Source organism: Streptomyces sp. NBC_01304, from assembly GCF_035975855.1.
Classification (GTDB): Bacteria; Actinomycetota; Actinomycetes; order Streptomycetales; family Streptomycetaceae; genus Streptomyces.
In genome coordinates this window covers 19,909-46,857 of sequence record NZ_CP109057.1, presented here as the reverse complement: position 1 = coordinate 46,857, position 26,949 = coordinate 19,909, and the positions used below count along the sequence as shown (strand labels likewise).

At 68.1% G+C, this 26,949-nt stretch carries 33 protein-coding genes; 17 read left to right on the top strand and 16 right to left on the bottom strand.

The window, feature by feature from the left end:
• Positions 1–78: 78 nt before the first annotated feature.
• The 4 genes from OG430_RS49095 to OG430_RS49080 form a co-directional block, all read right to left on the bottom strand.
• The gene (locus OG430_RS49095; RefSeq protein WP_327359837.1) at positions 79–387 is read right to left on the bottom strand and encodes a hypothetical protein; all 309 of its coding nucleotides are present in this window, start codon (positions 385–387) and stop codon (positions 79–81) included.
• A 63-nt stretch (positions 388–450) separates the two neighbouring features.
• Positions 451–900, bottom strand: coding sequence for a hypothetical protein (locus tag OG430_RS49090; RefSeq protein ID WP_327359836.1), 450 nt, complete (start codon positions 898–900; stop codon positions 451–453).
• Positions 901–990: 90 nt separating this feature from the next.
• On the bottom strand, positions 991–1,425 hold the full coding sequence (locus tag OG430_RS49085) for a hypothetical protein (protein ID WP_327359835.1): 435 nt from the start codon (positions 1,423–1,425) through the stop codon (positions 991–993).
• Between the two features lie 11 nt (positions 1,426–1,436).
• Complete coding sequence (locus tag OG430_RS49080) at positions 1,437–2,309, bottom strand: hypothetical protein (protein WP_327359834.1); 873 nt, start codon at positions 2,307–2,309, stop codon at positions 1,437–1,439.
• Between the two features lie 169 nt (positions 2,310–2,478).
• Between OG430_RS49080 and OG430_RS49075 the strand changes: the two genes are divergently transcribed.
• A complete protein-coding gene (locus OG430_RS49075; RefSeq protein WP_327359833.1) occupies positions 2,479–3,015 on the top strand; it encodes a DUF6233 domain-containing protein in 537 nt (178 codons plus the stop codon).
• A 137-nt stretch (positions 3,016–3,152) separates the two neighbouring features.
• On the opposite strand, the gene OG430_RS49070 is transcribed toward OG430_RS49075, so the two are convergent.
• A complete protein-coding gene (locus OG430_RS49070; protein WP_327359832.1) occupies positions 3,153–3,635 on the bottom strand; it encodes a hypothetical protein in 483 nt (160 codons plus the stop codon).
• Between the two features lie 208 nt (positions 3,636–3,843).
• Here OG430_RS49070 and OG430_RS49065 point away from each other — a divergent pair, with 208 nt between their 5' ends.
• Positions 3,844–5,136, top strand: coding sequence for a DUF2637 domain-containing protein (locus tag OG430_RS49065; protein ID WP_327359831.1), 1,293 nt, complete (start codon positions 3,844–3,846; stop codon positions 5,134–5,136).
• A gap of 58 nt (positions 5,137–5,194) precedes the next feature.
• Here OG430_RS49065 and OG430_RS49060 read toward each other — a convergent pair whose 3' ends face one another.
• From OG430_RS49060 to OG430_RS49050, 3 genes are read right to left on the bottom strand one after another with little or no spacing between them, the layout of a single operon-like run.
• Positions 5,195–5,383, bottom strand: coding sequence for a hypothetical protein (locus tag OG430_RS49060; RefSeq protein ID WP_327359830.1), 189 nt, complete (start codon positions 5,381–5,383; stop codon positions 5,195–5,197).
• Positions 5,377–6,027, bottom strand: a complete 651-nt coding sequence (locus OG430_RS49055; RefSeq protein ID WP_327359829.1) for a bifunctional DNA primase/polymerase — start codon at positions 6,025–6,027, stop codon at positions 5,377–5,379. The genes OG430_RS49060 and OG430_RS49055 overlap by 7 nt, the downstream gene beginning before the upstream one ends.
• The gene (locus OG430_RS49050) at positions 5,927–6,772 is read right to left on the bottom strand and encodes a hypothetical protein (protein WP_327359828.1); all 846 of its coding nucleotides are present in this window, start codon (positions 6,770–6,772) and stop codon (positions 5,927–5,929) included. Before OG430_RS49050 ends, OG430_RS49055 begins: the two co-directional genes overlap by 101 nt.
• Positions 6,773–7,252: 480 nt before the next feature.
• Between OG430_RS49050 and OG430_RS49045 the strand changes: the two genes are divergently transcribed.
• Positions 7,253–7,669, top strand: coding sequence for a hypothetical protein (locus tag OG430_RS49045; protein ID WP_327359827.1), 417 nt, complete (start codon positions 7,253–7,255; stop codon positions 7,667–7,669).
• A gap of 8 nt (positions 7,670–7,677) precedes the next feature.
• On the opposite strand, the gene OG430_RS49040 is transcribed toward OG430_RS49045, so the two are convergent.
• From OG430_RS49040 to OG430_RS49020, 5 genes are all read right to left on the bottom strand, one after another.
• Positions 7,678–8,073 (bottom strand): hypothetical protein, encoded by a 396-nt coding sequence (locus tag OG430_RS49040; protein ID WP_327359826.1) that lies wholly within the window; start codon positions 8,071–8,073, stop codon positions 7,678–7,680.
• The gene (locus OG430_RS49035) at positions 8,070–8,342 is read right to left on the bottom strand and encodes a ribbon-helix-helix protein, CopG family (protein WP_327359825.1); all 273 of its coding nucleotides are present in this window, start codon (positions 8,340–8,342) and stop codon (positions 8,070–8,072) included. Before OG430_RS49035 ends, OG430_RS49040 begins: the two co-directional genes overlap by 4 nt.
• 132 nt (positions 8,343–8,474) lie before the next feature.
• Positions 8,475–9,401, bottom strand: a complete 927-nt coding sequence (locus tag OG430_RS49030; RefSeq protein ID WP_327359824.1) for a hypothetical protein — start codon at positions 9,399–9,401, stop codon at positions 8,475–8,477.
• Positions 9,402–9,667: 266 nt separating this feature from the next.
• Complete coding sequence (locus OG430_RS49025) at positions 9,668–10,099, bottom strand: hypothetical protein (RefSeq protein WP_327359823.1); 432 nt, start codon at positions 10,097–10,099, stop codon at positions 9,668–9,670.
• 20 nt (positions 10,100–10,119) lie between these two features.
• Complete coding sequence (locus OG430_RS49020; RefSeq protein WP_327359822.1) at positions 10,120–10,941, bottom strand: hypothetical protein; 822 nt, start codon at positions 10,939–10,941, stop codon at positions 10,120–10,122.
• Between the two features lie 138 nt (positions 10,942–11,079).
• Between OG430_RS49020 and OG430_RS49015 the strand changes: the two genes are divergently transcribed.
• Complete coding sequence (locus OG430_RS49015; RefSeq protein WP_327359821.1) at positions 11,080–12,141, top strand: IS630 family transposase; 1,062 nt, start codon at positions 11,080–11,082, stop codon at positions 12,139–12,141.
• Positions 12,142–12,180: 39 nt separating this feature from the next.
• On the opposite strand, the gene OG430_RS49010 is transcribed toward OG430_RS49015, so the two are convergent.
• The 3 genes from OG430_RS49010 to OG430_RS49000 all read right to left on the bottom strand — a co-directional run bounded on the left by OG430_RS49010 (position 12,181) and on the right by OG430_RS49000 (position 15,966).
• The gene (locus OG430_RS49010) at positions 12,181–14,211 is read right to left on the bottom strand and encodes an FtsK/SpoIIIE domain-containing protein (RefSeq protein ID WP_327359820.1); all 2,031 of its coding nucleotides are present in this window, start codon (positions 14,209–14,211) and stop codon (positions 12,181–12,183) included.
• Between the two features lie 154 nt (positions 14,212–14,365).
• Positions 14,366–15,130, bottom strand: a complete 765-nt coding sequence (locus OG430_RS49005) for a ParB family protein (RefSeq protein WP_327359819.1) — start codon at positions 15,128–15,130, stop codon at positions 14,366–14,368.
• 59 nt (positions 15,131–15,189) lie between these two features.
• Positions 15,190–15,966: a ParA family protein gene (locus OG430_RS49000; RefSeq protein ID WP_327359818.1), complete on the bottom strand. Its 777-nt coding sequence runs from the start codon at positions 15,964–15,966 to the stop codon at positions 15,190–15,192.
• 242 nt (positions 15,967–16,208) lie between these two features.
• Here OG430_RS49000 and OG430_RS48995 point away from each other — a divergent pair, with 242 nt between their 5' ends.
• The 13 genes from OG430_RS48995 to OG430_RS48935 all read left to right on the top strand — a co-directional run bounded on the left by OG430_RS48995 (position 16,209) and on the right by OG430_RS48935 (position 26,871).
• Positions 16,209–16,595 (top strand): hypothetical protein, encoded by a 387-nt coding sequence (locus OG430_RS48995; protein ID WP_327359817.1) that lies wholly within the window; start codon positions 16,209–16,211, stop codon positions 16,593–16,595.
• A gap of 8 nt (positions 16,596–16,603) precedes the next feature.
• A complete protein-coding gene (locus OG430_RS48990; protein WP_327359816.1) occupies positions 16,604–16,969 on the top strand; it encodes a hypothetical protein in 366 nt (121 codons plus the stop codon).
• A gap of 49 nt (positions 16,970–17,018) precedes the next feature.
• The gene (locus OG430_RS48985; RefSeq protein ID WP_327359815.1) at positions 17,019–19,691 is read left to right on the top strand and encodes an ATP-binding protein; all 2,673 of its coding nucleotides are present in this window, start codon (positions 17,019–17,021) and stop codon (positions 19,689–19,691) included.
• A complete protein-coding gene (locus OG430_RS48980; RefSeq protein ID WP_327359814.1) occupies positions 19,688–22,384 on the top strand; it encodes a hypothetical protein in 2,697 nt (898 codons plus the stop codon). The genes OG430_RS48985 and OG430_RS48980 overlap by 4 nt, the downstream gene beginning before the upstream one ends.
• Positions 22,384–22,929, top strand: coding sequence for a hypothetical protein (locus OG430_RS48975; protein WP_327359813.1), 546 nt, complete (start codon positions 22,384–22,386; stop codon positions 22,927–22,929). Before OG430_RS48980 ends, OG430_RS48975 begins: the two co-directional genes overlap by 1 nt.
• Positions 22,930–23,937, top strand: a complete 1,008-nt coding sequence (locus OG430_RS48970) for a C40 family peptidase (RefSeq protein ID WP_327359812.1) — start codon at positions 22,930–22,932, stop codon at positions 23,935–23,937.
• Between the two features lie 22 nt (positions 23,938–23,959).
• Positions 23,960–24,406: a hypothetical protein gene (locus OG430_RS48965; protein ID WP_327359811.1), complete on the top strand. Its 447-nt coding sequence runs from the start codon at positions 23,960–23,962 to the stop codon at positions 24,404–24,406.
• Between the two features lie 12 nt (positions 24,407–24,418).
• A complete protein-coding gene (locus OG430_RS48960; RefSeq protein WP_327359810.1) occupies positions 24,419–24,775 on the top strand; it encodes a hypothetical protein in 357 nt (118 codons plus the stop codon).
• 16 nt (positions 24,776–24,791) lie between these two features.
• Positions 24,792–24,983: a hypothetical protein gene (locus OG430_RS48955; RefSeq protein ID WP_327359809.1), complete on the top strand. Its 192-nt coding sequence runs from the start codon at positions 24,792–24,794 to the stop codon at positions 24,981–24,983.
• A 212-nt stretch (positions 24,984–25,195) separates the two neighbouring features.
• Positions 25,196–25,411 carry a hypothetical protein gene (locus OG430_RS48950; RefSeq protein ID WP_327359808.1) on the top strand — a complete coding sequence of 72 codons (216 nt, stop codon included), beginning with the start codon at positions 25,196–25,198 and terminating at the stop codon, positions 25,409–25,411.
• Between the two features lie 22 nt (positions 25,412–25,433).
• Positions 25,434–25,832, top strand: a complete 399-nt coding sequence (locus tag OG430_RS48945; RefSeq protein WP_327359807.1) for a hypothetical protein — start codon at positions 25,434–25,436, stop codon at positions 25,830–25,832.
• Positions 25,833–25,939: 107 nt separating this feature from the next.
• Complete coding sequence (locus OG430_RS48940) at positions 25,940–26,515, top strand: hypothetical protein (RefSeq protein WP_327359806.1); 576 nt, start codon at positions 25,940–25,942, stop codon at positions 26,513–26,515.
• On the top strand, positions 26,512–26,871 hold the full coding sequence (locus OG430_RS48935; protein ID WP_327359805.1) for a hypothetical protein: 360 nt from the start codon (positions 26,512–26,514) through the stop codon (positions 26,869–26,871). Before OG430_RS48940 ends, OG430_RS48935 begins: the two co-directional genes overlap by 4 nt.
• Positions 26,872–26,949: the final 78 nt, after the last annotated feature.

Here is a 26,949-nt window from a genome sequence, read left to right as displayed (position 1 = left end):
CCGGAATGGCCTCTATCAGGACCTCACAGCAGGCCCGACAAGATCAACATGCCGAAGGTGAGGCGTCGGTCGAAGCATCTACTTCTCTTCCCTCTCCATGTAGTTGACGTGCCACTGATACGACTTACGGCACACCCATCCCATCCGGAAGCGTCGAGCCCACGACACGTCGACAACCACGATGAACACGAGAGTCACGGCCATCAGGCAACGCATTGCGAAGGACTGGGCCGGATGTACAGCGAGCCACCCACTCAACAACGCGAGGGGGACGCTGATGACCATGGCAGCTGCGGCCGTCCTGACGCGGCGCTGCTCCTCCCGGAGACGATCGCGCATCCGAGCAAGCGCCGCTCCATCCTCGTCGTTGGCAACACGTTCGAACACGGTGCTGGCTCCTTCGTCGTCCTGATCGTTGGGGCAGTCGTGATCGGAGTACTGGGCATGGAGTCAGGCCTGCGTGGAGTTGTCGGTCTCGGCAGGTAGACGCCGGACCTTGGCAGCGGCAGTGCGGATCTCCGGCCCGAGGTTGAGTTCGTCGATCCACGCCATGAGCTGGTCGTGTCGGTTCGCGGGCAGCCCTTCGCGCAGCCCGGCTTGGAGGTAGCCGGCGGCGACGGTCTGCGTAATGATCCTCGGCTGCACAGTGGCGGTCATCAACTCGGCGATCCGATCGGCGGTCTTCTGGTCGCCCCGCTTCGCGGCCTGCATCTGCTCACGGAAGAGGAACGCGGCGGCGAGCGTGTCCCGGAACATCTCTTTCTCGTCGTCATTGAGGGCGGCCTCGGCGATGACGTGCCGGACGATCCTGCGTGCTTCGTCTGTATCGCCACGCTCCATTGCCTCACGTAGAGCGTGCCCCTGGCGGGCCTCATAGATGTCGGGCAGTTCCGAAGCCATGATGGCTCTCCTCCTGGTGAAACGTACAGTTTGGGTGAGGGCCGGAGGCACTTCCGATGCCTCCGGCCCTCGCTTGTTTTCTGGCGCAGGTTACGCGCGGGTGGGGGCGATGTAGCGGCGGAAGGCGACCATGAGGCTGAAGGCCAGCGCCAAGCCAACGAAGTGGAATCCGCCGAGCACGGCCATGGTGGCGGTCGTGCCGAAGTCCAGTTCATCGACGACGAGGTGTCCGGCGGCATAGCAGCCGAGCCAGGTCAGCAGCATGGTGATGGCCAGGATCGCGACGCGCGGACCGAGTGGCATCCAGGCCGGGCCGCGTGAGGGGCCAAGGCGGGTATTGACGTGGGCGATGTGGCTGGCAAGGGCCTGGTCGCGGGTGCCCGCGGGGAGCTGGGGCATCCGGCCGCAGGAGCAGGTGGAGCGAAAGCGGGCTGTTCCTGCGGCGGTGGATGCGTCCTCGTCGATGACGATCTTCGGTAGGTGGCGGCCGTCGTCGATAGCGAAGCGTTCAAGCACGGTGCTCATCCCTTCGGTAGTCAGCGTTCGCCGGTGAGGTCTGCAACCTCGCGGATCCGGGTCTTCTGCTGTTCGATCTCCTCCGTCACCGTCTTCACGGTCGGGGTCTGGAACTCCTGGTTCCAGGGGTAGGAGGGGATCTCGTACGTGGAGTACCAGTCCACCTTCCAGCCCTGGGTGGGTGTGTTGTAGTCGGAGATCAGGTCTTCGACACGTCGGTCCTTGTCGGGGCCTACGGCCTCTGAGTACTCCTTGTGGATCAGGGCCAGTTCCTCTGCTGCTTGATCCCACTTCTCTGCCGCGGCGAGGGCGGTGCGGTGGAGGTCGGTCAGCTTCATGACTTGTGCGCGCCAGGTGTTGTCGGTGGTGGACAGCAAGGCCTCGAAGGCCTCCGTCATTGCGGTCTGGGCCGTCTGGTAGGTGGTCCACAGCGGCGCCATCGTGGTGACCTGGGGGCGGGCCTTGAGGTGGAAGCGGGCGATGCCCCACATCTCTTCGGCGGCCCGGTACTCCATGTTGAGCCGGTCTCGGTCCTCGCTGGACAGGGACTCGTCCTCGTACGAGGCGTCGGGGCGGGCCGGCTCAGGCTCGCGGCCGGTGAACGGCTTCCAGGTGAACCTGAACTCGCCCTGGAAGCGGCCCGGTTCGACGGAGATGAAGTTCGGGTGGTGGTACTTGGCGAGGGCGTCGGTGGCGGTGGTCATGGCTTCCTCCTGTGCGGCGATGGCGGTGCGGGCGGTGTTCTTCGCGACTCCGCTGGCCTCGTGGATCTCTGAGAGCGAGGCGCCTGAGATGTGTGCCGCGTAGATGAGCGGGTCGCGGCGGTCGGTCCAACTACGCCATGTGCGCAGGTCGTTGAGGGCCTGTGTCTTCTGTTCAGCAGCGTCGTCCATGCCCACAACCGTACGGGTCAGTTTTGATACACCACAAGAGGGCGTATCAAAACTGACCCAACCTGACTTGAAGTCGCTGGTCTCGACGGGATCACCCTGCCCAGGGTCGCCACCCGCCGGACGAGTCCCAGCACTCAGTTGAGGCTCCCGCCGCATCTACGGTGTGCCTATGACGCAAGTCCCCGATGACGCGTACACGCCGCTGCCCGTACGCGTGGTCATGCCCCATGGCGAGGAGCTGCGCGGGCGGCTCCATGAGCGCCAGCAGATGCCGGACGGTTCGTGGCAGTACCGTACGGGCGTTGATGTCTGGAACAACGATGATGCGGGTCGGCTCGAGGTCCGCGAGTACATGATGTGGCTGGTTCCTGGGCTGCAGGTCCTGCCAGTCGAGGGGATCGAGTACGACTCCGCGGTGGTGCCGACGACTCGGCTACCGCCGCCCTCGGCCGTCGAGGAGATCCTCGGAGAGCGTCGGCCGTCCGGCTGGGTGCTGCAGCGGCTGGTCGGCAGCGGTCCTGATCGTGCTGTCCTGCACGCCCCGGACTGCGATGAGGCGCCCTCGGGCGCCCCCGCGTTGAGTGTCGACCAGGCCCTGAGCGCGGCGGAGGATCCGCGTACTCGGCTGTGTGCGCTTTGCGGTGCTGGGGCCGAACTCGACCCGTTGATCAAGGGCTTTGCGCACGGCTTCGACGTGGATGAGTGACCCTGGTCTTGCTCGCGATCGGAGTGCTGTCACGCGTCACGCTCCGGCCTGCGGAAGGGCCAGGATCCGGGTTTCGGCGGTGTTTTCGCAGGTCACAGGTGTCACGCTGATTTGGCGTGACAGAGGGCGTGACAGGCCTATCCGGGCGGAAGCTGCCCCAGCCGTGCCTGCAGTGCCGCTTGCCTGACCCGGGCTTGCTCCCGGTTCTCGACGTTCCGCGCGGCGTGGCGGCGGGCTGTGCGCGCGGCGAGGGCTGCGTTCTCTGCGTCGACTTCGGCGAGGTGCACGGGGCAGAAGGCGCGGATCATTTCGGAGTTGAGGCGGTCTCGCAGGGCGCGGCCGGGGCGCATGCGGCTGCCCTTCGCGTGGCATCGCACTGTGCGGGGTCGGCTGTTCAGCATGCGCGCTACGTCCTTGATGGCGAGTCGGCGGATGCGGCGGGGGCCGGCCTTCGGGTAGAACTTCGCCCACTCGGCGGCCCGGCGGTCGAGCAGGAACGTCAACTGGGCCTGGACACCCGCCGGTATCTGTCGCAGGCACGCTGACTGGTCAGCGGCGCCGAGGCTGTCGTGCGCGTGGCACGGGAGGAACTGGTTCTTCGGGGTGTGGTTTCGTCTCATGCGCCCCACGGTGCATGGCCGGTCCTGTGGATACGGTCCGCTTCTCTGCGGGCCCGGCGGTAGGCCTCAACACTACCGGCAAGAGCTTGACAAGTGTTCAGCGACTGAACACTATAGGGGAAGTTCCATGCGACTCATGGGTTATTGGCGCTAGCATGAACGACCTTGGCGGAAGCCCATGCTGACCACTCGTCACGGAGGAGACAGGATGAACGGCACCGAACCGCCGGCCCTCACGGATTCGACGTCCCAGGAGCAGCCCTCCACGACGTGGAAGATGCCGAAGCTGTCCCTGGCTGAGAAGTTGACGTTCCCAGTGATCGGGCTGGGTGCCGTGGGTATCGGTGGCCTGGGCCTCTTCATGTCCTTCGAGAACGTCACCAAGAGCATGCGTCTCGCGGGCGTTGAGCACCCCGAGCTGGTGCCGATCGCCGTCGACATCGCGATCCCCGTGTTCAGCCTGCTCTACCTCGTCCTGATCCGCTTCGGGATGGAGCTGGGCTGGCCGCGGTGGATGGCCTGGGCCCTGACTTACGCGACGATCCACCTCAACGTCACGAGCACCAACGACTTCACGGCACAGCTCGCCCATGCTGCGCTGCCTGCCCTGTGGATCGGCATCACCGAGATCATCGCGCACGCCTACCGGGTTCAGATCGGGCGTGCCAATGGGACGCGGCCGGACCCCATCCCGTTCATCGACTGGGTGCTCGCGCCGTTCGCTACCGCCCACCTGTTCCGGTACATGCGGCTGTGGAAGATCGGCTCTCACAAGGAGGGCCTGGCGAAGAAGCAGCAGCGAATGCGGGCGATGACTGCCCTGCGCAACGCCTACGGGCGATTCTGGCGCTTCAAGGCTCCGCTTGATCTGCGGTCCGAGCTGCGCCTCGGCGAGCTCACGGATGTTCAGGTCTACGAGATGCGGCAGCTCGGAGTGAAGCCGAGCAACGAGCAGCTCCTGAAGATCGCACTCCACAGGGCTCCCTCCACCTTCCAGGCCCCGGAGATCGCTCCTGCTGTTCAGCAGCGGGAGTTGGAGAACAGCCCTGAGCAAACGGCCCTTCCCGTCGGGGCGCGCTCCGTGGACACCGCTCCTGAGCAGGACGCCCCTTACACCGCAGTCAGTGCGGTGAGCCCCGGTGAAGAGGACTTCGCCAAGCTCCAGGAGCAGGGCGAGGCTGGCGCTGCTCAGCCCATGGCCTACTCGACGCAGCCTCTCGTCGCCAAGAGGCCCCGGATGTCGACGGTCGTCACCGTGGAGAGTGGTAGCGAGCGTGACGCTCGGGAGCGCCAGGAGGACCAGGAGAACGCCGATCGTCGGCAGGCCAACTACGAGTCGGCGGTTGCGGTTGTCCTGGAGTACCTCCGTGACAACAAGCCGGTGACGGGTCCGATCGTTGCAGCCGACGAGCGGGTCCCTGTGGGGGCGCGGACCGTTCAGCGCTACCTGCAGAAGATGGCCGAGGAAGGGCACGTGAAGCCCGAGGACATCGGTCACTGACCGCACTTCCGCGAAGGCGGGGACAGCGCCCACTGCGCTGTCCCCGCCTTCGTCTGTGCTACCAGTCCATGGCGGGGCCAGCGAGGCGGCCGTCGTGGGGACTGCGGTCTTCGCCCCACACCGGTGCCTCGTACAGGCTCTGCCGATACGGGGGGTCGTCCTCGTCGGGGCAGGTGCAGTGCCCGCCCTCGTCGACCATCAGGAGGTCGCATTCCTCGTGGTGGTCGAACAGGTCGCGGCTCACCATGGGCGCGGCTTGGTGAGCAGGGTGGCGATCCACTGGGGCAGCGGCGCGACGGGGACGTCCTGGGTGATGACGTAGCCGAGGCCGCTGAGCACGGAGCCGGGTCCGAGGAGGTAGCCGCCGCTGCGACGGCCGGGACCGCGTACGTCGATCCCGCGTCCGAGCGGGCTGCGCCCTGTGGTGCTGCTGCCGATGGTGCAGTCGGCCGGCACCCGGAAGTACAGGTGCAGTCCTTCCGAGGGTGTCATCACCGTGAAGGTGTCGGGCCAGTCCTCACCGTGATCCTCGCATTGGGTGCGCAGGGTCTCGATGCCGTTGTACTTCGGGCCGTCCAGGCGGCGGCGCATGACGTCGAGGTCCAGGGCGACGACGCGGGAGGCGCGGCAGCCGATGCCGACGTTGCGGCTGCCGTCGAGGAGTTCGGCAGCTTGTTCTTGTCGAGGGTGGCGAGCTGCTGCCAGCCCGTCTTGGGGATCCGGGAGTTGGCGGGGATGGGGAAGACGGCCAGGCCGCGGGCGATGACGTCGCGGGCGTCGGCTACCGCGTTCACGCGGCCTCCCCTTCGTCCTCGCCGTAGCAGACGCAGTCGGCGTACGGGTGGTCGCGGTCGCCAGCTCCGCACTCCTCGCAGCCGTAGTCGGCGTCACAGACGCAGTCCTCGTAACCGCCCCCGCCTGCGCCGCACTCGGGGCACTGGCCGCTGTAGTAGCCGGTGGGGTCGTCGTCGTAATCGTCGTCGTCTTCGTCGCGGTCGGCGCCGGGGAAATTGGGGTGCCTGATCCCGTCGTAGATCACGGTCACTGTGTCCGCGCCCACGACTCCGGTGTGCCGCTCGCCGTCGACTTGGTCGCGGTCGCGGACCTCGCCCCACGGGATGTCCGGCAGTGTCACCGTGGTCTCGTAGCTCTCCTCGCAGTCGGCGCAGATGTAGATGTCGAACCAGGCGGTGAGGTCGAACATCGAGCCCGGATGCCGGTCGAGGTGCACGAAGCGGCCGGTGCACTGCTCGACGTCGCCGCCCCGGGTCTCGGGGAGGTACTCCTGGGTGCAGCGGGTGCCGTGGCTGCACTTGGTCCCGGAGCAGCGGCAGGGCAGGTCCGGGTTGGTCTGTGCGCGCCATACGGCTTCTGCGTGGGCGCGCTGCGCGGGGGTGGCGTCGGCGGGGAGCGCGCGTACGCCGAGCTCCTCGGCGGTGATGTTGGCCGCGGCCTCTTCGGGAGTGGGCTGCAGGACGTACGCGACGGCCGGCGGCTCGTTCGCCTCCCGCGTCTGCTCGTCCGATACGGGTTCGGCACGATCGGCGCGGACGCGGTTGAGGGCCTCGTGGTAGCCGATGCCTTCGGCGTCTTGGAGATCACGGGCGCGCTGCTGTTCGGTGGTGCGCTTGGTCACGGTCGCCTCCTGACCGGTTGAGTTGGGTCCCCACGCGACCCCCGGAAAGGGCAGAACAGACAAGCAGACGTGCGGTTGCTCCCGGATCCCGGAGGACCTTCTCCCGTTGCGGCCTGCGCGGCGTGGGTGCGCATATGGCCAGGATGGGCGGTCGGAACGCCACTGAGACGACGGTATCGGATGCCACCGACAACGCCGGACTTCTTCCTTCCCGTTGTACGTCGGTGCGCGGTTGCGGCACAGAATGCACCCGTTGCAGAAACTGGGTCCGACTTAACGAAACTGAGGCTGCTGGGGCTGAGGGGGCGTACCTGCGGACCGGTTTCACGGAGATGAGCGTGCGGGCGTGCCGTCGTAGTGGGAAGGGCAGTTGGGCACCGTGTGACCTCGCCTCTTCCAGCCCGCGGCCGCCCTCGTCGACTCGCTGCAGTGCGTCCGGTATGCCATCTCTGTGACGCGCCGGCGGCCCCCGGCGTAACCGTGGTTCTACGGCCTGCGCTGGGCCCGCCCCGATCTGTCGGCCTGTGCGAGTCCTGCCGCAGGGGACGGCCCGCCCGTGACTCCCCCGAACTCGGACCGGCCGATCTGCTCTGGCACGTCCTCACCCGCGACGCCGAGGCCCTGCACGGGGACTACAAGCGCGGGCAGTGGCTACCCCGCGCCGCCGAGCTGCAGTTCGCCGCAGGCCTTGCCCGAACTCAGTGGAGCGAGGACTCGATGCGCGCGGTGCAGCGCACCGCGCCGTACGGCCGGCTCTCCCAGCTGCTCGACAACCTGGTCCGTGTCCTGCGCTACACCGACGGCCGCGATCCGGCTCTGCTGCCGCTCCACCGCCTGGTCGACGTCCTCGCTCATCACGCCGAAGGCGGCGACATCGAACCACCCCTCGGTCGGTGACCGCGGGATCAGGGGAGCTCTTCGACCTCGATGGTCGGGTGGACTTTGTGGAGTTCGCCGGGCTGGGTGGTGAGCACGGGCAGGCCGGGGCGGCGCAGCGCGAGGTGGGCGACATGGGCGGTGGCGATGTCGACCTGAGCCATGGTGGCGATCTCTGCGACCGCCAGTGCGGTGGCCCGGTCGAGGTCGTGGATCTGGAACGCCGGTGCATCCAAGGCCTGTTCCACCTGCTCACGCCGCGCCGCGTTGAGGTCGAACCCGACGAGCCCGGCCGCGAGAGCGGTGGTGGGCACGTAGAGCGCCTGGACCGCTTCGACCGCGTAGAAGACCCTGGCGATCATGTACGGGCCACCTTGAGCGAGCTGGCGTACGGCGGTGGCGTCGAGGATGTACCCGCCGATCACGCGGCGCCCTTAGTGTCGGAGTGCTCGTCCTTGTGCGCGGTCCGACGTGCCCAGTCCAGGGCCTGCGCCCACTGGGCAGCATCCTTCTGCTCAGCCTCAGCGGCCCAGCCCTTGATGATCCGCTCAGCGCGTTCTTGACGGGCGAGGCGGTCTTCGACGGCCTCGGTCACGTAGGCGGAGACCGACTCGGTCTGGCCAGTCTCTGCAAGCTTGCGGATCGCCGCGGCGATCTCGCCGTCCAGTGAGATGGTGACGCGTTCCTTCGGCATACAGGCAGCATACGACCGTAAGCGGATCGTATGAAGCGGCTTCGGTCGGGTCGCCGCGCTACTCTGCGCGCGGCGGCCGCGGCGACAGCTCAACTGCTGACGGACCTCAACCGCGGCCGCCGACTTGAGCGGCTACCACTGAAGGCGTCGCAGCTGATCCTGGAGCTGCTCGCGTTCGGCCGTGGAACGGCGGCGGACCCATGCGAGCTGGTCCAGGTCGAGGACGGCTTCCAGCCCGGTGCGGACGATGGTGGTGAGCTGTGCTGGGGAGAGCGCCTCGGCCTGCACGGTGGCTTCCATGTGAGCCCCCCTCCGGTCGGTGGCCTTCTGCGGTGCGGTGGGCAACTGGTAGCGGCGTACCTGCTGCTCGGTCACGGCAAGCCGTGACACGGTCGGCGGTTCGGCTCCCAACTGCTCGGCGAACACCGCCACATCGTCGGCCGCGGCATCGACGATGGACCAGCCCGATGGGTCCAGGTCTCCCAGGCTCAGGACGGTGGTCACCACCGGTCGGGCGGCGATCCGCTGGGCGGCGTCGTGCTTCGCCGCGACCGATTCGAAGCCGCCGCTGCCGTACACGGTCACGCCGAACTCGTGGGCGACGGTGGCGATCATCGGCATGGCGCCCACCGCTTCCACCCACACTTCGACCGCCCGGGGCTGCCCCTCGTCAAGCGGCCTGGTGTACGCGGCGGCGCGGTCGAGGACCGTTCGGCGGAACTCTTCGGGGCTGGCGAAGCCGGGGTCGGGGGCCAGAACCACGGCGCGGTCGTCGCGGATGGAGTCCATCGGAATCAGTCCCGCGCGGCGGGCCCGGTTGATGGCTTCCTGCAGCCTCGCGTAGGCCCGTTCGTCTTTGGGGTACTGGTAGTTGCCCACCAAGGCGTAGAAGACCTGGCGAGCGGTCATCGGCAAGAACGCGTCGTACTCGGCGAGCACGGCCTGGACCTGCTCGACGAGGCGGCGGGTGGCCGGCGCCGGGCGCCAGGGGGCGAAGCCCCGCGGCCGTGTTCGGGTATAGGTGCGGCCGGAGACGGTGGCCCGGTTGCTCGCCCTCATGCGGCCAGTCTTCCCCCTACGCGCTCATGGCCACCACGCCCTTCCAACTTCCCCCGGCCCCAGAGGGCAGACCAGGGGCCGAAGCCATGCGGCTCCGGCCCCTGGATCAGATGTGCACGTCGGCTACGGCATCGCGGCCTGGCTAGTGCTGCTCCGCGAAAGTTCGTGGAGGGCTTTCTCGTTGGCTCGCAGCCTGGTCGCTAGAGTCGAAGCGGCGCCCGAAGCCACCTCTTATGGCTTCGGGCGCCGCTTCTCGTGGTGCGGTGTCAGGCGCGGGTGGCAGCGATGTAGCGCCGGGCGGCGACCATGAGGCCGAAGGCCAGGGCGAGACCGGCCAGATGAGAGCCGCCGAGGACGGTCTTGGCCGTAGCGCCGGTGAGGTCCTGGTCGTGGGTGACGACCTGGCCGGTGGCGTAGCAGGCGCCCCAGATGATCAGCATGGCTACCGCCAGGATGATGACGCGCGCGCCGGCAGGGAGCCACTTCGGGCCCTTGGACGGGCCGATCTTGGTGTTGACGTGGGCGAGGTGGGCGGCCAGGGCCTGCTCGCGGGTGCCCGCGGGGTGGGAGGCCATCCGGCCGCAGGAGCACCTGGCCCGGAAGCGGGCCGTCCCGGCGGCGGTGGAGGCATCCTCGTCGATGACGAGCTGGGGCAGGTGGCGGCCGTCGTCGATGACGAACCGGTCGAGATTCAGCACGATGTTCCCCTTCATCTTCATCAGTTCTGGGCGGTGGCGAGGCCGAGCGTCTGTCCGGCCTGGCGCTGGCGGTGTTCGTGGGCTTGGTCCAGGTTGGCTCGCAGCTGCTCGGCGACGGCGGCCGGGTCGGTGCCGGGGACGGTCAGGACGGGGTGGCCGGCGTCGAGGATGCGCCGGTAGGTCCCGTGGTACTCGCCGTTGCCGTCCGGGATCAGCGCGGCCGCTCCCGGGGACTTCGCGGCGGCGGTGGCGCGCTCCTCCCACATGTCGATGGCGATCCGGGCGTCGTCCACGGCGCGGACGTACGCCTGGTGTCCGTGCAGCCAGCTGCCCTTGCTGTTCGGGTCGGCCAGGGCCTCCCAGCGGACCTCGACCAGGTGCAGAGCGCGGTCGCGCTCCTCGCGGGCGACCTGCTCCTCCAGCAGCTGGGAGCGGAGGGTGTTGTACCAGCGCAGCGTGTTCTCGACCTCGCCCAGCCGCTTGAACTCGGTCACGAAGCGCTGGCGCTGCTCGTCCTCCGGCATGCCGGGGTTCTCGGTGATGATGCGCCTGACGGCGGCGTCCGTCACCTCGCTGTCCTTGACGGCGTCGGTGCCGGTGATGCCCTCAATGGTCACGGGGCTGATCGTCATGTCGGTCTCCTTGGGTCGGTCACGGCGGGGGTCGATGCCCCGGGACTTGAGGTCGTCGTAGATGGTCTGGCGGCTCTTGGCGCGGGCAGCCTCAGCGATCGCCACCACGGTGGCACCCGCCCTCCAGGCCGCCTCGACCAAATCCGCGCGGCATCCGGGGACGGACCACTCGCGCAGTGCGGCCAGTGCTTGCTCTCGTTCTGTACTCACACCACCATCATGTGTCCATTATTTAGGCATGTCTAGTTGTTGGACAATGGTTGGCCGGAAGGGTGCACATGGCGTGATCTCACTCGCCGCACGAGCGGGACACGGTGGGGCCGTAGAGGGAGGCAGGGGTGGGCGCTGATGGTGGAGGCCGCAGTGATCGTGCTGGAGGGGGCAGTACGGGAGCGGCTGGAGCAGTTGGCAGTCTCGATGAAGGCACAGGTACGGGATGTGCTGCGGGCCCGGATCGTCCTGGCGGCAGCCGAGGGCCTGAGCAACGGGGCGATCGCCCGGGAGGTGGCGGCCAGCGTGAACACGGTCCGCAAGTGGCGTGGCCGGTTTGCGCGTTGCGGTATGAAGGGCTTGCGAGATGCCGCCCGTTCGGGCCGACCGCGCATCTATGACGATCTGGTTCGGGTCGCGGTCGTGGCCGCCGCCACCCAGTCACCGCCCGACGGCGCGGCCACCTGGAGCCACCGCTCCATAGCCGAGCAGGTCGCCGGCACCGTGTTCGCGGCAATCTCCGCCTCGCAAGTGGGCCGCATCCTGGCCGACCTGGACCTCAAACCGCACAAGGTGACCGGTTGGCTCACCCGCCGTGACACCCCGGGATTCTGGGAACGGGCCAAGGACATCTGCGACCTGTACCGCAATCCACCCGAAGGAGCCGTGATCCTGTCCATCGACGAGAAGACCGCGATCGCGGCCCGCTCCCGCAAACACCCCGGCCGCCGCGCTGCCCCGGGCCGACCCGCACGCCAGGAGTTCGAGTACATCCGGCACGGCACCGTTTCCCTCGTAGCGGCCCTGGACGTGACCACCGGCGAGGTCCTCACCGAGGTCATCACCCGGAACAACGCCGCCACCTTCACCGCTTTCCTCGACCAACTGGACGCGGCCATCGCTCCGGGCAAGGAGATCCACGTCGTACTGGACAACGGTTCCTCACACACCGCCAAGCACACCAAGGCGTGGCTGAGCGGCCATCCGCGCTGGCACGTGCACTGGACCCCGCCTCACGCCTCCTGGCTCAACCAAGTCGAACTGGTCTTCTCCGCCCTGACCCGCCGCGTCCTACGACACGGCGACTTCACCAGCCGCGGCGACCTCATCGCCAAGATGAACGACTACATGGTCCACCGGAACGAGACCGCGAAGCCCTTCCGGTGGACCTACGCAGCCAGCCCCCTCAAGGTCGGCTGACGACGTAGTCCCCCCTCCATGAACTTTCGCGGAGCAGCACTAGCCACAGCGGTCGACGTCGCTGTCCGGGCCCAGCTGCAACATGCCGTTGGTCCCCGTCTCCGTGGAGACGTACTCGACTTCGATGATCTCCTCGCCGTCTTCGCTGGCGTACTCGATGCCGGTGACCTCCACGATCTCGGGGATGCCTGTCTCGTCCTCGATCATGATCTGGTCGCCCACTTCGAGGGCCTCGGGGCTGACCTGCTCCAGCCTGGACTGCGGCTCATGTGCAGGCGCGGCGGTGACCTCTTCGGATTCGTCGTCCGCTGGCGCTTCAAGGGCGGGCTTGTTGAGGGAGAGGGCGGGCTGCTCGCCCTGCCCGTAGCGGGCCTTGATCTCTTGGATGGCGTCCCTGCGGCGCTGCTCCAGCTCGGGGAAGAAGTCGGGGATCTCGACGTTCTCCCAGACCTTCGGGTCGGAGGCCCGGCGTTCGACCTCTGCCCACATGAGGGCGTCCTCTGCCGAGTGCCCCTTGGTGCCAGGCGGCAGCATGCGTAGCACCTGGATCTCTGCGGGGCCGAAGCCGGTCTCTGACATGCCGCGTCCCTGGACGCTGGGGAGGTCGGTGCCGGTGCGGGCGTTGCCCCACATCATCTTCGCGGTCTCAGGGGTGTGCTGGTCCAGGGCGGTGCGCTTGCGCAGCTGGTCGCGCAAAGGGCCGCCGAGGATGTCGGCGTCGGGCCGCTGCATGCCGATGACCAGGTGGACATCGGCGCTGCGGGCGAGGTAGCCCATGTTGTTCATCGCCTTGATGGAGGGGTCGTCTCCCCTTTGGGGCTTGTTGTCTTCGTCCTTTTCCGCTCGCCAGGCGGCATTGACGAGTTCCTTGTAGATGATGAACTCGTCGACGATGCACAGGACCTTGGTGAAGGATCCTTCATCGACGATTCCGGCTTCGATCAGGTCGTATCGCTCGTGCATCAGTGCGCTCGTCTTGAGGAGTGCGTAGCTGATGTCTTCGATGCGGGTGACAACGATGATGCCCGGGAACCCGGCAAGGGCCCGGTATTCGATGCGTTTCGGGTCGCACAGAATCACGGGAATTCCCTGCATTGCTGCGGAGATGGCGATATCCCGAATGAGGACTGTCTTACCACTTCCCGTAGGGCCGACGACAAGGTGGTGTGGGCTTTTACTGCCGAGCACCCATTCCACGAGCTCGTTGTCTTCGTTCACTGCGTACGGGAGAACTCCGTAACGCGACGGTACGTCAAGCGGATAGGGCGCGTTCTTGGGGAAGTGCGGGCGGGGCACGAACTTGACCGAGCTGTTTTTCACATCCCACATGTCGCGCCAGGCGCCGGCGCTGATGTCGATCTTCTCGTCGACCTGGGTGAGGATCGCCTGCCGGAACCGGGGCGACACGTCGTGGCGCGTCGTGGGGTAGACGACCTCGATGGCGTTGGGGATGTCGTTGTCGTCGAAGGTGACGGCGACCTTCGACGCCGTTCCGAGCACCTGCTTGATGACGCCGGTGGCGTGCTCCCGTGTCGCGACACGTTCGAGGTTGTCGCCGTCCTCGGCGACGAGCGCGCCGGTGTCGCCGTCATGAATCAGTGACGCTCCCGCGGTGGGGGCGATTGTCGCGACAACACGGCGGCGTACGGGATCCCATGTCGCGTCAGCCTTGCCTCCGAGGCGGATGGCGAGGATGTCGCGTACCTCGGCGCGCTTCTTCTCGTCGCGTTCGTTAAAGATCGCGGGGTACTCGATGGTGATCTCGGTGGGCAGGCCGCGCTGGAACTTGCGGACCTTGATCCGGTCCTTGGTGAACTCGGGTCCGAAGGACGGCAGCAGGGCCGCGTGCAGGTGGCGCACGGGCCTGGTGCGTCGCTGGACGAGGGTGGCGATGATGCCCCAGAGCACGGCTATGACGGCGGCGGCCGCCAGGCCGTACGGGAGCAGTTGGGGGACGTTGAGCAGGCGGGAAGCTGCGACGGCGATGATGGCAACTCCCACGCCGTAGAAGCAGGCGGCAGCCGCTGCGGACTGCTCGCGCTTCTCGACGGTGGTGCTGGGCTGTGCCACGACTGTCTCTCCTCTGTGGTGACTTGGGGTGATGCCGGGCCCCTTACCTCGGGCCTTGACAGCGGGTGGTACGCTGAGACCGAGAATCGACGTAGGAGACTCACAAGGACTCAGCGTCCTCCCCGCTCCCAACTCCCGGGATGGCGGGGATTTTTTACGCGCCGTCACCTTCTTCCTGAGCGGCCTTCTTCTGCCGCGCCTTGTACGAGCGCAGCTCTCCCCCTCGCTTGGCGCCCTGCGGGCTGGGGCCGGTGCGCAGCTTGTCGACGACCGCGAAGGGCCGGCCCCGGTTGTACTTCTGCTCGAGGCGCTCGACCTCTGCGATCAGGGTCTTGCGGACCATCTCCGAAACGTTGTGATGTCCGTCCGGGCGTACCTGTGTGTGCCACTGCGCGGCCCGCACCCTGGCGATGAGCGAGGGCGGCAGGGAGAAGCTGGCCGACTTCATGGCCTCGATGGGCGGCTCCTCGACCGTGGCCGCATGCCCCTTGCCGGAACGGCCGCCCGCTGACGTCTCCTTGCGGGCGCGAACACTCGCTCCCGCTGTCGTTGTCGGCGTCATGTCGCTGTCCTCGCCCTGTGCGGGCACGGCGGCGCCTGCAGTGTCGTCGCCTGTCGCGTCATCAGTTCGTGTCGCCTCCTTCGTCGGTGGCGTCTGTCGTCGTGTCCGGGTGTCGCTGACGCCTGTCGCCGTATCGCTCTGTCGTTGTGGTGGTGTCGTCGTGTCGTCGGCGCCCTCGGGTGTCACTGACGCCGGGCCGCCCTGTCGCTGTGCCGTGACGCCGACAACTCCGCCCGTGTCGTCGGAGTCAGCGACGTCGTCGCCGACCGGATCATGACGCGTCAGGCCTTGGCCGAGGACGACGTCGACCGGGTCGGGTTCGACGCGTTCTCGAATTCCCGCTGGGGTCCGGCGCATTGTTCCGGTTCCCTCCTCATTCGGCTCGGGTGTTTCCTCTGTGCTGGTCCTGCGGTCCGTCATCGGCTCTCCTCCCCCTTGTCGAGCAGCCGGTCGTAGAGGCTTTGATAGACGTCGGCGACGTCGGTGAGGTCTCCGCCGTATTCGCGGCACGGTGTGTGGTAGCTCTCCAGTGCCTCGGGAACGCGTGCTCGTCGTGGAACGGGTGGGTCCTGGACGAGGTCACCAAATCGGTCGCGCATTTCAGTGTGGACGCGTTCGGCGTCGCTAGTTTCCTCATAGGCCGCGATGATGTAGCCCGCGATCTGGAGTTCCGGGTTTCCCTTCTGCGCGATACGCCCGGCGGTGTAGCGCATTTCTTCTGCGCCTTGAGCGCCCCAGATTGTGGGTCTCGCTGTGATGTAAAGGTGTTCGATGCCGAGCAGCCCGGTGGCGGAGAGTTTCCCGACATCTTTGGGCAGGTCGACAATCACGTCATCGACTAAATCGCTGAGTTCGCCCGAAAGGCGCGCCTGGCGCAGTGTGGCCATGCCCCGCGCGGTCAGGTCCGCTTCGCGGTTGGCGAGGAAGCGTCCGCCGGCGGCGACCAGGACGCCGGGCCACATGGTCGGGACGAGGACGTCGCGCAGCGCCAGTGGGTCGTTGGGCGCGAGTGCGTCCTTGATCCCGATCCGGCGTGTGTTCGGTTCCAGGACGTCGGTCGCGTTGCCTTGAGGGTCGAGGTCGATGACGGCCGCCCTCCGCGGCTGTCCGTCTGGTCTGCGGCGCCTGGTGGCCGCGTACGCCAGCTCGAGCGAGGCCGTTGTGCAGCCGGCACCGCCCTTGCCTTTGCCCACACCAATCCACATGTCATCCCGTCGTCTCTCCCCGTGAGCTTGCAGGGTTCGTGCCCGCGGCCCCCCAGCCGCGTAGTTACAAGAGACACGATAGGGCTCAACTGGTGACCTGCATCAATGAGTTGAGTAAAGAGGATTTAGGCCTGACAAGTTAGGGCCGAACGGCCTATCGTGGAGTCTTGCATGTCCCGCTAGTCACAAGGGATTTGGCGGGAACCGCTGCGAGCAGAGAGGCAACTGCTATGCCCAGCAAGACTCCTGACCACAAGAGCAAGGCCGGCGGGCGGATGCGCCGCCTGCTGCGCGCCCCGGTCGCGGCCGCCACGACCGGTCTCCTCCTCCTCGGCCCGCAGGCCGCGATGGCCCAGGCCGCCACCGTCGCCCCGCAGGCCGCCGTCGGGATCAACTCCGACGGGCTGGAAAACCTGCTGCGCGACAACGTGCTGAACATCGTGATCCTGGCGATCGGCATCGTCATCGTCGTCCTCGGAAAAAAGCGCGACTGGGCCGGCGCCCTGACCTCCGGCGGCATCGTGCTCCTCGGCCTGGCGGTGGTCGGCCTGAGCACCGGCACCACCGGCTCCGACGTCGGCGAAGCCCTCGTCGGCCTGGTCACCACCAAGGAGTAGGGGCCGGCATGCGGATGCACACCGACGACGAGCTGTACGCGGTCGACAGCGTCTTCCTTGGTCCTCCGAGGCTGACGTTCCTCTGGCGGGCTCGCTACCAGGCCTACGTAGTGGGTGCCGCCCTCACCGGGATCATGCTCATCGGCCTGCAGATGTTCGGCCTGATGGGGTTCTGGCCCATCGTCTACGGCCTGTTCCTGATCATCCTCGCCACCCGGAAGCTGACCCCGTACATCACCCACGAGACCACCATCAGGTCCGTGATCCGCTCCTTCGTGAACGACGTCCGCGCACCACGGTCAGCGCGCTCTCACCAGCAGGGAATGGTCGCCGAGATGTCCACCCAAGACATCAAGCGCACCAACTACCTCTGACCGCGGCTTCGTTCGCCACGCCCACTGCCCAACAGCGAAAGGCCCTGCCTTGTCCCGCGACACCACTCGCAAAGGATTCTTCCGCCGCTCCGGTCTGCAGACCACAGGCCCCTCCCAGCCCAAGGCCCGCCGCGACCGCACCGGTCTGCAGCTGACCGACATCGTCGGCAACCTGACCATCACCCGTACCGGGCAGGTCATCGCCTGGTACGTCGCCGAGCCCAAGCGCTGGTCCTACCTGACCAGCGCCGACGCCAACGCCTTGATCGTCCGCCACGCGCAGCGCCTGGCCCAGCTGGTCGGGCGCCGTGTCCATGTCCGTGTCACCCACCGGCCCTACGCCGTCGACCGGTGGGCGGCCTCGCTGCACGCCGCTGCGGTCAACCCGCTGCCGGGCTGGGAGAAGTACCTGGTCCAGGAGCAGCAGAAGGTCGCCCGCCTGCCCCTGGACGACAAGATCACCTATTACGGGGTGCAGGTCGGCAAGATCACCAACGTAGGCCAGGCCCTGCAGAAGCTGGCCTCCAACTCGATCCACAAGCAGCTGACGAAGCTGCAGTCGGACATCAACTCCGTTGACCGGATCATGGGCGGGCCCGGCATGGACGCCTACCGGGCCAAGGCCTCCGACATGGACTGGCTGATGACGCGGTCCCTGGGGCTGGGGCTGCCCGCCCCGACGCACCGCAGCCCGCAGCCGACCGACGTGTGGCACGAGTCCGACCTGGGTGAGTGGACCGACGGGATCGAGTGGACCTCTCCCTCCCCGTTCTCCAACCACATTGTCGTCTCCGGCAACCGCGCCGGCCGTCGCGAGCAGCGCTATGTCACGGTCCTGACGATGGGCCGCATGGACCTGCCCGAGATCCCCGAGTCGGGATGGGGGCCCTGGCTGCAGCGTCTGGACCAACTCCGGTTCAGCTACGAGCTGTCGGCCACGATCGACGTCCGCGAGTCCACCGAAGCGGGCAACGAGATCGTCAAGCAGCTCGACCAGGTGCGCCACCAGATCTCGCACCACGCCGAGCATGGGGTGCAGCCCCCGCTGTCGCTCAGCCGGCAGTCGCAGATCGGCAAGGTCATCGAGGACGACATCAGCCACGGCGCGGCCGGGCTGAGCACCCGGGTGCGCGGCTGGTTCAGGGTCGCTCTGTCCGCGCCCACCCTGGAGCTCCTGGAGGAGCGCGTCACCAAGCTCCGGGAGCGCTACGAGCCGAACGTGCTGATCGCCCAGCCCAAAGGCCAGTACGCCATGGCCAGGGAGTTCATCCCCGGCGAAGGCCTGTCGAGCGAGTCCTATTCCAGGCGGATGCCGGTCCGCACGCTGGGAGCCAGCCTGCCCGCCGTCACCTCCGACATCGGCGACCGGATCGGCCCCAACATCGGCTATACGTCCGGGGTTTCGCGCCGCCCGGTCATGTGGCACCCCTGGATGGCCATGGAACAGCGGGACGCCAACGGGCTGACCGTCGTGCTGGGCACCCAGGGCAGCGGCAAGACCGCGCTGTGCGGGTCGATCGCCTACCACACGCTGATGATGGGAGCGCCCTGGGTGGTCCTGGACCCCTCGGGTCCGGTCAACCGGCTGTGCGAGATGGACGAGCTCAAGCCCTTCTCCAAGGCCATCAACCTGATGCACGCCGAGGCGGGCACGCTCAACCCCTACCGGATGATCCCCGACCCGGACCGGGCGGACTTCAAGCCGGAGTCCTCCGAGGAGTACCGCGCAGCGGAGAACCCGCAGCTCGCCGCCGAACGCGCCTTCCAGACCGAGATGTTGCGCGCCCGCCGCGCGCGCAACACCCTCGCCATGGACGTGCTGTTGATGATGCTGCCGCAGCAGCTCGCCAACGCCCCGCAGACCCACCTGGTGTTGACGCAGGCCCTCGAGCAGGTCGAGGCAACCATCAACAGCTCACCGCGCGACATCATCAACGCCCTGAGGAACCTGCAGACCGGCTACACCGACGAGGCAAAGAGCATCGCGCAGATGCTGGCGACCGCCGCGGAAACCCCGCACGGGCAGCTGATGTTCCCCAGCGCCGACGGCGGTGACGACGGCTACCAGACCAGGAACTGGAGGCTTGTCGTCTTCAACCTCAAGGGCCTGTCCCTGCCGTCCGCCGACGTCAAAGCCCAGGACTGGGGCGTCGAGGAGCGCCTCAGCGTTCCCATGCTGCACCTGGCCGCCTGGTACGCACAGTCGCGGATCTACCACCGCGACGTCGGCGAGCGGAAGGGTCTGTGGATCGACGAGGCCCACGACCTGGCGCGTGTCACGTCCGGCCGTGAACTGCTGCGGCGCACCGGCCGCGACTCCCGCAAGCACAACACCCGGGCGCTGCTGTCCACCCAGGACGGCCAGGACCCGCTGAGCATCGGCATCGAGAACTGGGTCGACAGCGTGTTCGTCGGCAAGACCGTGGGTGACGAGGCGCAGAAAGCCGCACTCAAACTGCTGCGCATCGAGTCCGGCAACGGATACGAGGACGTCCTGGCCGGCCTCTCCCCCATCATCCGCGACCGCGAGCCCCACGAGCGCGACCGCGAGTTCATCTTCTACGACAACGGCCGCGTAGAGCGCATCACCATCCCGCTGCGCCACCGCCCCGCCCTGTACAACGCGCTCAACACCCGGCCCGGTCAGCGCCGGAGCGCCAACGGCCAGGTGGACGACCTCAACCCGTGGATGTCGATGACCAAGCAGGGAGGCCAGGCATGATGCGCCAGCTTCGGCTGCGGCTGGCCGGTCGCCGGGGCGCACTGCTGGCGATGCTGCTCATGCTGTGCGTCCCGCTCATGGGCACCGCGCAGGCCTCGCCCGCCGTGAACAGCGTCCCGGCCGCCGTGTCAGCTCCCCAGGCCCCCAATCCCGACGACAACCCGTGCTCCGCGCTGAAGGGCCCGGCCAAGAAGTACTGCGAAGACGGCCAGAGCACCAACGACGACAAGCCCAAGGACGAGGAGAAGCCGAAGGACGAGCCCAAGGAGGAGGAAGACCCCTGCGAGCTCCTCAAGGACACGCCGGGCTATGAGTACTGCAAGTCTGGCGGCAAGGACGACATCAAGGACACCCTGACCGGGGACTGCAAGGCGGCACCCGACCCCGAGGTTCCCGGCACCGGAGTCACCGGATTCTTCGACGAAGGCCCCAAGAACCCCCCGGCCGCGCGGGACCCCAAGGCGCCGGACGCCGCATCGCACCTGTACGAGCAGTACGGATACGCCGGGTTGAAGTTCAACACCTATGACCTGGGCTGCGGCGGCGGGCTGCGCGATCCGCAGGCCGCTTCCGAGTCCGGGTTCGCGAACTTCGTGTTCGGCTGGTCCAAGGGCTGGACGGCGCTCACGGTGGTGATGCGCCAGTACGCCACGAGCGACAAGCTGTTCGGGTCCCTGGACCCGGTAGTCGAGCGCGCGACGCAGGCGGTGCGGGATGCGATGTTCTCGCCGTGGATCGGGAGTTCGCTGCTGATCCTCGGCATCGGCATCATCTGGCAGGCCCGCAAGCGCAACATGTCCGACGTGTTCCAGCAGGTCGCCTGGGCGCTGCTCGTGATGACGGTCGCCACCGGTGTGGCGAGCTACCCCGTGGAGGCCTCCAAGTTCGCCGACGCGGCCATCAACACCACGGTCAACGCGATTGACCGGGGCATCGCGGGCGTCGACCTCAACGGCAGCCAGGAGGAGGACAGCACTCCGAGCGACGCCCCTGGTGGCCTCGCCCCGGTCGCGTACAACGCCGCGGCCCCGGCCGCCGGTCCGTATGGGGAACCCACGGGTGACCGGGCCAAGGACCAGACCGCGCATGGCGACATGCTGGTTCACTCGGTGCTCTACCAGCAGTGGCTGCGCGGCACGTTCGGTGACGACGACAGCGCGGTCGCCAAGAAGTACGGCACGCAGTTGCTCGATGCCCAGGCCCTGACCTGGCGTGAGGCCAAGCTGTCCACGGCCGAGCGGCGCAAGGTGGTGACCGAGAAGCAGGAGCGGTTCCAGGAGATCGCTGAGAAGGTGAAGAACGAGGATCCGACCGCGTACGGGTTCCTTACCGGCAAGTCCGGGAGCCGTCTGGGCGCAGCAGGAACGTCCAACTTCCAGGCCGCAGGCTCGAATACGTTCTCCCTCGTCGCCGACCTCATCATCGCGGCGGGCAAGCTGACGCTGCGGTTCATCGTGATCCTCTTCCCGGCCATCGCCGTGATCGGCCTGCACCGGCGGATGTCGGGGACCGTACGGACGTCGTTTGAGTCGGCCATGGCCGCATGCATCAATGTCCCCTTGTTCGCCGCGGGAGCCGGGGTTCACCTGCTGCTGGTGCGCGAACTGTCGGACGAGTCCGTCGACCTGCCGATCTGGTTCAAGTGCGTCATCCTCCTGCTGGCGACGGTCGTGCTGTGGAAGATGTTGCGGCCGCTCACACGGCTGTCGTCGATGATGAACCCGCGCCACAACTACCTCGCCGACGGCGGCAAGGCGGCCACCTGGCCCGGCCGGGCCCTGAGCGGGTACGCCAAGTACTACGTAGGCTCGCGCGCCATCAGGCGGCTCCTGGGCAACCGGCAGGGCCAAGCCGAGGCCCTGGAAGAGATCGACGACAACGACGGCCGGGCCCTTCCCGGCGGGCGCGGTGGCGCGATGGGCGATGACCCGGGCCACTGGAGCGGCGCCGATGACTGGCCCTACACCCGCGATGGGGACAGCCCTGACGGGCCCGGCGGCACGGGCGGCGGAAGCGGCGCGATGGATCCGCTCTACGCCGAGTTCGGCACCGATGACGACCCGGCTTCGGCCGGCGCCTTGGGCGGGGAAGGACGGGGCCGCCACCACGGGTTCTTCCGGCCCGGCGTCGAAGCCGGTGCCTCCCGTTCCGATGACGATGTGTGGGACACCGAGGGCTGGTTCGTGGAGGACCTCGACCGGGGTACAAGCGGCAGCGCGCCCACGCTCCCCTCGGGCAATGGCAGTGCGGCGGCCTCGTCCAACGGCGCCGCGGCCGGCAGCCTGCCGATGCCGCCCCTCGAGCCGGACGGGCCGCTCCCGCTGCCCGGCGGTACGGGCGGCGGCGCAGCGGCGCCCATCCCTGGCCCGCGCGACACCAGCGCCCCGGCTGGGACCGGGTACTACCCGGCACCGCCCTCCGTCACCGGTACCGGCCACGCCCGGGTTTCCGGCCCGGCACCGGTCAACGGTCCGGGAGTTGACGGCATGGTGCCGCCTGCTGCCCCTCGAACGGACTACGACTCGGTGGCACCCGAGCCGCGGCCCGGCGACGGCCTGGACGTCATCCCGCCCACCCTCGATCCCGACGGCGGCGGAGCGGTGTACTCGCTCTACACCCCGAGCGACGGCTTCCACATCCGCGACGAGCGCGGTCCGGAGCCGGAGCCCGATGAGGACGGAGGTGAGCGGTGATGGGTGACAACACTCCGATCTGGCAGTGGCCCCTGTACAGCGTCAGGCGGCTGGTGGGCACGCTCCTGGTGCTCGCGGCGCTCGTGGTGGCCGTGGGCGTGCTGATCAGCTCGTCCTCTGGGGGGCGCCCTTCGGGCGCCCCCGCCCCGGGGCCGGCGACCAACTCGCCGTCTCCTTCCCCGAGTCCGTCGGCGTCCCCCTCGCCGTCGCTGCAGCCCTCGCAGGACCTGGGGCAGGCCATTGAGGTCGCGAAGGCGTTCGTGACGGCGTGGGCCTCGCACGCCGACGACCAGCAGGTCTGGTACGCGGGCGCAGCCCAGTACGCGACGGACCGGATGGCCAAGAAGTTGACCACGGTCGACCGCGACAACGTGCCCGCGACGAAGATCGACGGGAAGAGCCGGCTGACGGACACCGGCGGCGTGGGCCGTACCGAGGTCGCCGTCGACACCGACGCGGGCATGGTCTCCGTCGTTCTGGTCCAGGACGGCAAGGGCGGCTGGCAGGTCGATGACCTGCAGCCCGGCGCGCAGGCGGTGGAGTAGATGCGCAAGGTCGGTCTCGTCATAGCCACCGTGACGGCCGGCGGCGTGTTCGCCGCCTACTCCCTGATGAGCGCCGTCACCGCCCCGCTGCAGGGTCTCGATCTGGAGGGCGTGGCCTGCGCCGCGCTCGACTACAAGCTCGGCAAGTTGTTCAACATCTCTGCCGAGCAGAAGGCCAACGCCGAAGTCATCATCGAGGTGGGCTCCGCCATGGGGATCTCGCCCAAGGGGCAGGTCGTGGCCATCGCCACCGCGATGCAGGAATCGGGGCTGCGGAACATCAACTACGGGGACCGGGATTCGATCGGGCTGTTCCAGCAGCGGCCGTCGCAGGGCTGGGGCAGCCAGGCACAGATCATGAACCCGCGCTATTCCGCGTCCAAGTTCTACAACTCCCTGGTCAAGGTCAACAACTGGCAGAACATGGCCGTCACCGACGCGGCGCAGGCGGTGCAGCGCTCCGGTTTCCCGGACGCGTACGCCAAGCACGAGGCGACGGCCTCGCAGATCGTCACCTCCGCCTACGCCTCCAAGTCCGGAGGCGGAGGCGGAGGCGGGGTGCAGCAGATCAACGCCAGTTCGGGCTGCATCCCCCAGCCCAACCCGGCCAGCTACAAGACCCGCGGCTACGTGTCCAAGGCGATGAGCCAGGTCGGCAAGCCGTACGTGTGGGGCGGCACCGGGCCCAACGGATTTGATTGCAGCGGGTTGATCGTGTGGGCCTGGCGTCAGGAGGGCTACCAGCTGAAGGTGCGCACCAGCCAGCAGATGTACGACGCTGCTGTACCGGTGCGCCGGGGCCAGGAGAAGCCCGGCGACCTGATCTTCACGGAGTTCGAGGCGGGTGGGCCCGCGCACGTGATGATCGTGGTCGAGCGCGGACTCGCCCTTGAGGCGCCGCGGACCGGGCTCGATGTCCGGACCCGCGCCTACAACCCCGATACCGAGAACATGCGGTTCGGGCGTCTGCCCCAGTCCCAGATGACCGCGGCCACTGCGCAGGCCTGACCCCCGAGAGGAGATCGGATCCATGCACGCCACCACCAAGATCGAGCACGAGGCGATCCACAGGCACTTCGGCCTCTCCTACGCCAACTACCTTGTCCTGCCGCGCGCGCTGCTGCAGTCCATGCCCGATGCGTGGCAGAGCAGGTTCGTCGGGCTGCTCGACGAGTTGCAGGAGGCCTTCGAGCACGTTCCGCAGGCCGAGGAGTACGACGTCACGGCGGGCAGGTCGATGCTCTTGGAGGACATGACCAGCTCCCAGCTGTCCGTGGCCGGCATCGAGTGGCTGGGCTACAGCAAGGAAGGGGACCTGGCGCGCACCCGCTATCGCCGGCTCTCCGACGGAGCCGAACTGGAGGGCCCGGACTACGCGTTCCTGCCCGCCGCGGATCCGGTGCCGCACTACAACCGAGGGCGAACCCGCATCGCTCCTGCCCCTCGTCCCGGCGCGGACCGCGCCGGGACAGACTGAGCGGAGGACGCTGTGCAGACACGACACCCGAGCTGGCGCTTACTCGCCCTGCTCCCGTTGCCGGTCCTCGCGGCCGCAGCCTGGTACGGCACCACCCTCGTCCGGCACGGCCTGGCCATTGAGGTCCCGGAGTTCGGCGACCCGATGTTCGCGGTGATCCGGAAGGGGATCTTCTGCCTGCTCGGCTTCGCCGCGGTGATGCTCTGCGGGTCGTTCCTGCTGACCGGGCTGTGGAACCTGGTGCGCTACCGGAGCCTGCGGGCGCTGGCGGTGTACTGGGCGGACGCGGTCAGCTACATCCGCGGGGACTCTCCGGTCGTCGACGAGGCATACAAGACCCTGCGCGCGCACCGCGCTCAGGGCGAGTGAAGGAGAGGCGCCAGCCGTGGGAGCTGTCGAGCAGGCCAGGATCCGTGAGCGGATCGCCGCGCATCCGGACGCGTTCTATCCGAAGATCACCGACGAAGGCGATGCGCTGCTCCTGCAGCTGCTCGCCGAGTTCAGCCCCGAGGACATCACGGAAGTCGTGCAACAGGTCCAGCAGCAGGCGTTGAGACTGGACGGCGCCGGGCAGTGAGCGTGAAGGGAGGGCCGCAACTCGCGGACCTCCCTTCGTCGTTGGGAAGGGGGCGACACCCGCCGACAACAACCCGCGAAGCGCTTGACAAGTGTTCAGCACCTGAACACTATGGAGGGGTCGGGTTTTCCCAGCCCGAAAAGCCACGAGAGGTGCGGCCGCCGCTACCAACGAACCGCCGCACCCCTCACCTCGCGTAGGAGGCAACGACATTGTCTATCACCACCACCCGCATTGATGAGATCGCGGTGCTCGACGCCTCGAAGGTCCTCGCGGAACTCGCCTGCTCCCCCGAATCGCCGTCGGTGATCCGGGCCGCGGCCGAGATCCTGCCCCGTGTCAGCGACAGCGTCCGCCGTGCGGCCGCCAAGCCGGGCACCGAGGACGACGAGCTGCTCGCGGTCGCCATCGCTGTCGGGCTGCTGTGACCACCGAGAGGACCTGGATCCCATGACTGACACCTCGAGCAGCGTCCCTGTGAACGCTGTGCTCTCCGCGGGCGGACTGTGGCGGGGCAGCTGCGAGTCGCTGCCCGAGGTGACCGACACCAACCGGTCTCTGTCTGCGCTCGAAACCCGGATGCGCCGCAAGATCGCGGAGCACTCTGGGCTCGACGCGGACGCCGTCACCGTCACGGTGACGCCGAGCACCGGCGACAAGCGCCTCGACGCGCAGCTCGCCGAGGCCCGCGAACTGCGCCGCCAGGCCGACGAGCTCGCCACGCGGGCCCGCGCCTCGGCGGTGCCGCTCGCCCAGAAACTGATCGACAAGGGCGTCTCCAACCGGGACGCCGGCACTCTGCTCGGTGTCAGCGGCGCGCTGGTCAACTCACTGATCAAACCGTCCTGACACCCCACGGTCTCCGTCCGGGTACACCCCGCTCGCCTCACCAACGAGTGGCCGGCCGGTGACCACCACAACTGATCGCACACCCTGCCCAACATCAGGGAGACACCGTGCCCCACCTGCTCAACACGCCTGCCTGGCCCCAGCATCTGGCCGACAGCATCCACTGCCTCCACGAATCCGCCGACCGGGCCCGCGTCGCCTACCAGGGCGCGGACGCCGCTGCCGAGCAGCTGCGCCTCGATGCCGCCGACGCCGAAGAACTCTCCGACGGCCCGCGCGCCGCCCAGGTCGTCTACGAGGGCTACGCCCGCATCCAGTACGCCAGCGTGCTCGGGGAGATCGCCTTCTCCCACGCGGGGCTTGCCCTGGGCCTGTCCCGGGTGTGGCACCGCGCCGCGTACGCCTTCGCCTACGGGGTCAGCGCGGCCCTGTCCGACCTGCAGCGCCACGAGCGTCCCCAACTCGCGCACGTCACCTACCACCAGCCCGTGCCTGCCCCGCCCTCGGGCAGCAGCGACGCGCTGCGCGCAGCGTTCCGCGCGGCCTGCGACGCCCACCTCGCCATCTCCCCCGGCATGCAGCCCTATGGGCGTCAGCCCTGGGCCGCCAGCGCTCAGGAGTGGCACACCTTCGCCGAGTTCGCCGAGGAGAAGCTCCTCCCGTTCCTGGCCTCGGGGCGGTGACCGCCGTGACCACCGAACTCCTTCGCCGTAGTGCGGATGCCGAGTACCGGCGGGGCGAGCAGATCGGCGCCGCGCGCACCATCGTCCGGCTCCTGAAGCGGACCGACCTGCCCGCGATCTCCTCCTGGGAGATCACCGAGCAGGGGCTGATCCGCGGCCGTCTCCTCCTGGAGGACGGCTCGCGCCAGGCGGCCATTGACGCCGTGCGCGCGGTCCGGCAGGTCCACGGCGGCATCGCCGTGCTCCGCCAGCCCAGCGGCCGCGGCCGCGAGCTGGGGGTGCGGTTCTCCTGCGAGCTGCGCCGCCTGGAGCTGTGGGCACCTGTCCGCTCTACGAAGTTCACTGCACGCGTCTGACCCCGGGTTTTCCCGTTCGTGCACCCCGCCCACCACGGGGTGCCGCCCGGTCGCACGCCCTTGCTGGCGTGCGCCAAC

Bases quoted from the DNA above. Each gene is read 5' to 3' on its own strand.
- OG430_RS49090 (WP_327359836.1), bottom strand. From the start codon at position 900: ATGGCTTCGGAACTGCCCGACATCTATGAGGCCCGCCAGGGGCACGCT.
- OG430_RS49085 (WP_327359835.1), bottom strand. From the start codon at position 1,425: ATGAGCACCGTGCTTGAACGCTTCGCTATCGACGACGGCCGCCACCTA.
- OG430_RS49080 (WP_327359834.1), bottom strand. From the start codon at position 2,309: ATGGACGACGCTGCTGAACAGAAGACACAGGCCCTCAACGACCTGCGC.
- OG430_RS49075 (WP_327359833.1), top strand. From the start codon at position 2,479: ATGACGCAAGTCCCCGATGACGCGTACACGCCGCTGCCCGTACGCGTG.
- OG430_RS49070 (WP_327359832.1), bottom strand. From the start codon at position 3,635: ATGAGACGAAACCACACCCCGAAGAACCAGTTCCTCCCGTGCCACGCG.
- OG430_RS49065 (WP_327359831.1), top strand. From the start codon at position 3,844: ATGAACGGCACCGAACCGCCGGCCCTCACGGATTCGACGTCCCAGGAG.
- OG430_RS49060 (WP_327359830.1), bottom strand. From the start codon at position 5,383: ATGGTGAGCCGCGACCTGTTCGACCACCACGAGGAATGCGACCTCCTG.
- OG430_RS49035 (WP_327359825.1), bottom strand. From the start codon at position 8,342: ATGCCGAAGGAACGCGTCACCATCTCACTGGACGGCGAGATCGCCGCG.
- OG430_RS49030 (WP_327359824.1), bottom strand. From the start codon at position 9,401: ATGAGGGCGAGCAACCGGGCCACCGTCTCCGGCCGCACCTATACCCGA.
- OG430_RS49015 (WP_327359821.1), top strand. From the start codon at position 11,080: ATGGTGGAGGCCGCAGTGATCGTGCTGGAGGGGGCAGTACGGGAGCGG.
- OG430_RS49005 (WP_327359819.1), bottom strand. From the start codon at position 15,130: ATGCGCCGGACCCCAGCGGGAATTCGAGAACGCGTCGAACCCGACCCG.
- OG430_RS48995 (WP_327359817.1), top strand. From the start codon at position 16,209: ATGCCCAGCAAGACTCCTGACCACAAGAGCAAGGCCGGCGGGCGGATG.
- OG430_RS48990 (WP_327359816.1), top strand. From the start codon at position 16,604: ATGCGGATGCACACCGACGACGAGCTGTACGCGGTCGACAGCGTCTTC.
- OG430_RS48980 (WP_327359814.1), top strand. From the start codon at position 19,688: ATGATGCGCCAGCTTCGGCTGCGGCTGGCCGGTCGCCGGGGCGCACTG.
- OG430_RS48975 (WP_327359813.1), top strand. From the start codon at position 22,384: ATGGGTGACAACACTCCGATCTGGCAGTGGCCCCTGTACAGCGTCAGG.
- OG430_RS48970 (WP_327359812.1), top strand. From the start codon at position 22,930: ATGCGCAAGGTCGGTCTCGTCATAGCCACCGTGACGGCCGGCGGCGTG.
- OG430_RS48965 (WP_327359811.1), top strand. From the start codon at position 23,960: ATGCACGCCACCACCAAGATCGAGCACGAGGCGATCCACAGGCACTTC.
- OG430_RS48945 (WP_327359807.1), top strand. From the start codon at position 25,434: ATGACTGACACCTCGAGCAGCGTCCCTGTGAACGCTGTGCTCTCCGCG.